The sequence below is a fragment of the Phaeobacter sp. CECT 5382 genome, from assembly GCF_001457775.1.
GTDB lineage: Bacteria > Pseudomonadota > Alphaproteobacteria > Rhodobacterales > Rhodobacteraceae > Pseudophaeobacter.
In genome coordinates this window covers 1-5,106 of sequence record NZ_CYSG01000041.1, presented here as the reverse complement: position 1 = coordinate 5,106, position 5,106 = coordinate 1, and the positions used below count along the sequence as shown (strand labels likewise).

Sequence of the window (5,106 nt, the reverse complement as noted above, 5' to 3'; positions counted from 1 at the left end):
CTACCATGCTGGATTCACGAAATGAATCCCTCACCCGATTTGTGCAACAAAGCCGTTCTGGTGCCGTTGCCCCGGCGGCTGAGTGCTGCCGGGGTGATTGTTTAAGCGCTTTCGCGGGTTTGCTCGATTTCTTTACGAGCGGCCATTGCAAGAAACGCTGATCGGGTTTTGTACCCTGAAAGCTTAGCTTGGGTGTCAATCGCATTGAGCAACCCTTTTTCAAAGCTTACGTTCACTCTCTCGACTTTCGACAAGTTTGGAATAAAGGGAACCGCCATAAGGTAAGCCCCCTCTGCAAGATCCTCTTTTACCTCAAGTCTGATGGCTTCAATGCCTCGTGCCTCTGTGATCTCGTGACTATCTGCAAAATAGTCGTCAAGCGCGGCAATCGCGTTTTGCAAGATGTCTGCTGGATCATCAGCGGCAGCAAAGCAGCCGGGCACATCGGGAAAGTGAACGCCAGTTGCGCTACCTTCCTCGTGATGCACTACAGCTATATAGTTCATTGTTCATCCTTCTTTCTCCTTGATCCTCACCCTGGTTGGGGTGGAGATCTCTCACTCACTTAGTTGCTTTTGTCGAAACAGCGTCTTTTTTTGTTTTTGGTGCCGGTGGGCTGGATTAGATCCAGCCCACTTGCTTTGCTATGGCGCGGGCGGTGCCGGTTGGCAGGTCCCGCTTGGGGTGTGGAACGATCACCGTTTGCTCACCTTTGCGCAGCTTAACGTGGGATCCTCTGTGGTGGATCTTGGTATAGCCTTGCTCGATCAGTTTCTTGATGATCCTCTTACTGTTTCGCTCTATCATGTGTATACTGATACACACAATTCAGAGTTAACGCAAGAATCGTGTGTGGTATTTTACACAAAATACCCGTCATTTTGGTGAACTATAGAACTTAGGCCCTGTTTCTAGCTAAGGCTCAGACTTTCAATAGCATTTTTTATTAGGCGCAGGTGGAATAGCACCAGGGCCGGTTTTGCCTTACGCTCGCGCGTTTAAGCACAGGCATCCGCTAACAGGAAGCGGCAGGAAGGGCGGGTAGCGGTCATTCGCTGCGAATGAGAACCGATCATGGCGAAGCTGATGAGCGGACATTCAGCCAATGATAATTGGGCGGCTCGGCTACACTCCGAAGATCGCATACAAGGGGCTTATGCGCCTTGCGCCGACCAAACGACCGATAAGGCGCTTTATGAAAAATATCCATGTGTCGCATTTTTGGGCTTGTCTGAGAGAAACAGGATTGTAAGGTCAAACCTCATGTGCGTGGAGGATTAGAGCAATGACGGATGCCACCGAAAAAGGCAATGTGCAAGAAATGATGGATAAAGTTAGGTCTATAGCAGAACCGATTAGGGAAAAGAATTTGAACCTTCATAGCGCAGCGGATAGCGATGTTTCAGATTGGAACAACTCACCCGGCTGGCCAGCATGGGACAATTGGAATAACTGGAGCAATCACTGACGAATAACGAGAAAATCCCTCTGAACAATGTGATTTAGCAATTGGATTAAGATAACAGTGAGCGTGGTCAATCAAAATATCGACAGCACAGCGCTTTTTGTCATTCAGCCGACTAATTTTTGTAACATAGATTGTGGGTACTGCTATCTTGCCGATAGAGTTTCTAAAAATTCCATGCCGTTTGAGGTTGCTGATCGAATTGCAGATCGCATCATCGAGCATAAAGACTACCTAACAAAAAAGACTGTAGTTTCGTGGCATGCTGGTGAGCCTTTATCAGTAGGCATCAGCAAGCTCGGTCGATACTTTGACATTTTTGAAAAGTTGCATGATCACGGTATAGTATTCGAGCACAGCGTACAGACCAACGCCATGCTCATCAATCAACGATTTGCCGAAATGTTTGCAAAGCGCAAAATTAAGGTGGGTGTCAGCGTTGATGGCTCACAGGAGCAGCATGATTATTATCGCCGTACTCGCGGTGGCAAAGGAACTTTCGAAAAGGTAAAAAGCGGAATTGAGATTTTGCATCGGAATGCAGTGTCTGTCTCAGCTATCGCTGTTATTCATCAGAAAACGTTCCGCGACCCTGATGCATTTTATGATAGCATGCTCGACTTGGGCATTCCGTATGTTGGGTTAAATGTACTGGAGGTTGAGGGCGCATCCCGAACATCTTACCTGACGAGTGACGACCCGCGAGCAGAGTTCGAGAATTTTATAGAACAGGTGTTCAAGCGCTCGATAAATGATGGATCATTAGCGATCAGAGAGCTAGTTAGAGTTCTCAAGACAATTATGTTCCCGAAGATCAAAGCAAAGAGCGCTGAGGCAGCGACGGGAAGAATAATCACAATCAACCATGAGGGAGATTTCAGCACCTTTTCGCCTGAGCTGATTGATCATGAGGTCTTAGACCTCGGTAATCATATTATCGGCAACGTTGACGGCTCAGGTTTTTTGACGTCATTAAGGAGGGCAACGACGTCTACTTACGCGACTGAAATACGTCGAGGTGTCGAGAAATGTTCTTCGGACTGCGAATATTTCGACTATTGCGGCGGAGGCGCACCAGCCAACAAGCTTCTAGAAAATGGGGCATTTAACTCAACGGAGACCGCTTTCTGTCGATATACTGTTAAGTCTATATTTGATGTAGCGTTGAGAATGATTGCGGAGGATTCCAGTTTGTTGGAGCGCGCCGCTCAAGCTCAATGGTGGAAACTGTTGTATGAAGAATTGTAGGGACTACGATATTTATCTTAGCTTCGATGAAGCGATACGTGATAGGGATATTGAGTGCCTACCATCAAAGGGCAAGACTGACCTGCGAGTGCCGAACTCTGCCAGCAAAAATTGGCAAAAATTATATGACAGTCAGTCGAGACAGCTAATCGACGAAAGCGTGCAGTTTTTTTTCGCCAATTCGGTGCGAATTTTCCAACTAAGTGAGGGAACTAGAAAAGATATCGAAGAGTTCAAACTGTGGTTCTTTTCGCAACCCAAATACCACAAAGACGCGATCAAAGAGAGGATCGAAGAACTTGGTATAATAAGGAAAAACTTTTCCGGCGTTGACGCCGAAAATTTCCATTTCCTTGGTGTTGCACATCTCTCAGGGGGAAGGAATACGACCACCCGCGACAGCGAAAAAAACATTGTCGGCCTGCATTTAGATACCTTTGATAAAGCTCCGATGCAGAAGCGGAAAACCGCCAGAAATAGAGTGGCTATTAATGTTGGAAGCGAAAGCCGATATTTGATGTTTGTGCCTTACACAGCGAAGGCACTTATCGAGGTCGCGGAACGACAAGGCGGAGAATGGGTCAAAGATGCCTATGATGACCACAGAGTTTTTGTCCGCAAGTTTTTTAAATACGTTTGCCCCGATATCTTCCGAATAAGGATTGAGCCAGGTGAAGGCTACATTGCGCCGACCGAGAATATGCTACACGACGGTTCGACATTCGATGCAGAGAAAGACGATATCACGTTAGTCTGGTTGGGCTATTTGTCCCGACTAGAAGGAGGGACGTAAAGGCATGCGCTACGTAAAACATAACTTGGTGCGGATGATATAGTATCGACAGTGCACCAATGAGTTATCGACCGATCTTGGTCGCTTGTTGCAGCGTGCACAAAGCAAACTGGATGCGTCTCATCAAATGCCGACTTTAGTGAAGAGGCGAGGGGTTCTAAGGCGTCAGTTGTTGGTGCTGAATCACGTCGAGAATATCGGGTGCCAAAAACACTAGGCTGCATTATTAAAAGCGCACGGGTGGCATCAAGCGTTACATGACCAGAAACAATCCAGTCCGCATCCAAAACTTCTATATGCGGCACTACATCGCGACGCAGTAATGAAAATATGTGGTCGAAAGATGATACGCCTGCCGTGACAGTGTAAGGCAACTCACGCGATACGAGATACTGCGCAAGCTTGACCGACAGTGAGTCGTAAAAAAATGGCGTTCCGTAAGTTAAGTAGCAAGGCATTTCGTAGTCAGAAATATGCTTCAAAAGCTTACTGAACATAGCGTCGTAACTAGAGGTTCGGAGACGATTGTCCTGATATTCAGTTCGTAGCGATATAACCGGTTTGCGCGGAACTAGTTCGAAAATGTCATTAATAGCATGTTGGGAGATATGCGAAATTATTACGTCTGATCGACGAATAGTGTTTAAGCATGAAACCGTAAGATCATCGGGAATAGCGGTGCCGATGCCAACAATGTGACAGAGCTTCATTTGTCTTATCCGAACCGTTCATCTGGAGCATTGGGCTTTGGGTATCATATTTCCCCTTCGATTTCATAGGAAAAAATTTGGTGCATAAGTCATGCTCTACGCACAATAAAAGGAAACCCGGCAAAATTGGGCAGTAGAGATGGTGCATAAATTTGGTGCGCAGACAGACGTCCGCTTTTGGCAAGTTGCGCCTCGGCAGGTCGAGCACTGATCAAGGTCCGGTCAGGGCCGTTTCCTAGGCTGTTACGCTGTGGCTGTCGTTATCTTCAAAGGGTGAAAACTGTTCCCCGCTCTGCGGGTCGTATTCGTCAAGATTTGGCTTTGGCTTTGGGTATTCCGGCGCGTCTTCACGCTTCATGCCTAGGGCGTGCCTGAGATCAGTAAACAGGGCGTAGGCATTTACCGGATTTGAGCATGTCCAGATGCCCGCGCGCAGGATTGCCCTGGCGCTTACACGCAAGGTGCGCCCATCTTCTACGGCGGCGCGGGTGGTGTTGATGCCTGCGCCAAACATCGCTTTGATCCGGCTGTTGGCTGATTTCTCAACCATTTCTTTCGCCTTCTGCTCGCTCTCGTATGGGCCTAAGATCTGGGCTGCGCCGGGGAGTGAGCAAAGCCCGGCAAAGGTCTCTCCCCTTGGCCCTGGCGTCCAGTCTGGTGATATTTGGGCGACTTTTATGCGCCCAATGGCTTTGTTGTACAAATCGGGTGAGGGATTCATTTCGTGAATCCAGCATGGTAGCTGGAGTATATGAGCAGTTGGGCCCCTACGAAGTACAAGACCACGAACTGGTCGGCGTGGCTTTGTTGCACAAATCGGTTTCTGAGGGGACTTCCCCTTTCCCCGGACGGAATTATCCTACGGGCTCGGTAACGGGTATGCCAAGAGC

Annotated in this window: 7 protein-coding genes; 3 read left to right on the top strand and 4 right to left on the bottom strand. The window is 48.0% G+C overall.

Features of this window, described 5'->3' with window-relative positions; genetic code table 11:
- Positions 1-101: 101 nt before the first annotated feature.
- A complete protein-coding gene (locus tag PH5382_RS19170) occupies positions 102-506 on the bottom strand; it encodes a type II toxin-antitoxin system HicB family antitoxin (protein WP_058335981.1) in 405 nt (134 codons plus the stop codon).
- Between the two features lie 115 nt (positions 507-621).
- Complete coding sequence (locus PH5382_RS19165; RefSeq protein WP_231751947.1) at positions 622-807, bottom strand: type II toxin-antitoxin system HicA family toxin; 186 nt, start codon at positions 805-807, stop codon at positions 622-624.
- Between the two features lie 478 nt (positions 808-1,285).
- On the opposite strand from PH5382_RS19165, the gene PH5382_RS19885 reads away from it, so the two are divergent.
- From PH5382_RS19885 to PH5382_RS19150, 3 genes are read left to right on the top strand one after another with little or no spacing between them, the layout of a single operon-like run.
- Complete coding sequence (locus tag PH5382_RS19885) at positions 1,286-1,468, top strand: hypothetical protein (protein ID WP_156414989.1); 183 nt, start codon at positions 1,286-1,288, stop codon at positions 1,466-1,468.
- A 57-nt stretch (positions 1,469-1,525) separates the two neighbouring features.
- Positions 1,526-2,713, top strand: coding sequence for a cyclophane-forming radical SAM/SPASM peptide maturase GrrM/OscB (gene grrM, locus PH5382_RS19155; RefSeq protein WP_197410087.1), 1,188 nt, complete (start codon positions 1,526-1,528; stop codon positions 2,711-2,713).
- Positions 2,700-3,506, top strand: a complete 807-nt coding sequence (locus PH5382_RS19150) for a hypothetical protein (RefSeq protein ID WP_058335978.1) — start codon at positions 2,700-2,702, stop codon at positions 3,504-3,506. The genes grrM and PH5382_RS19150 overlap by 14 nt, the downstream gene beginning before the upstream one ends.
- Here PH5382_RS19150 and PH5382_RS20410 read toward each other — a convergent pair.
- Positions 3,476-4,216, bottom strand: a complete 741-nt coding sequence (locus PH5382_RS20410; protein ID WP_082645778.1) for an SAM-dependent methyltransferase — start codon at positions 4,214-4,216, stop codon at positions 3,476-3,478. The genes PH5382_RS19150 and PH5382_RS20410 overlap by 31 nt on opposite strands.
- 235 nt (positions 4,217-4,451) lie before the next feature.
- Complete coding sequence (locus tag PH5382_RS19145; RefSeq protein WP_058335977.1) at positions 4,452-4,766, bottom strand: hypothetical protein; 315 nt, start codon at positions 4,764-4,766, stop codon at positions 4,452-4,454.
- Between the last annotated feature and the right edge of the window lie 340 nt (positions 4,767-5,106).

Coding starts and splice junctions, on each gene's coding strand:
- PH5382_RS19150 (WP_058335978.1), top strand. CDS start 2,700: ATGAAGAATTGTAGGGACTACGATATTTATCTTAGCTTCGATGAAGCG.
- PH5382_RS19170 (WP_058335981.1), bottom strand. CDS start 506: ATGAACTATATAGCTGTAGTGCATCACGAGGAAGGTAGCGCAACTGGC.
- PH5382_RS19885 (WP_156414989.1), top strand. CDS start 1,286: ATGACGGATGCCACCGAAAAAGGCAATGTGCAAGAAATGATGGATAAA.
- PH5382_RS19165 (WP_231751947.1), bottom strand. CDS start 807: ATGATAGAGCGAAACAGTAAGAGGATCATCAAGAAACTGATCGAGCAA.
- PH5382_RS20410 (WP_082645778.1), bottom strand. CDS start 4,216: ATGAAGCTCTGTCACATTGTTGGCATCGGCACCGCTATTCCCGATGAT.
- PH5382_RS19145 (WP_058335977.1), bottom strand. CDS start 4,766: ATGGTTGAGAAATCAGCCAACAGCCGGATCAAAGCGATGTTTGGCGCA.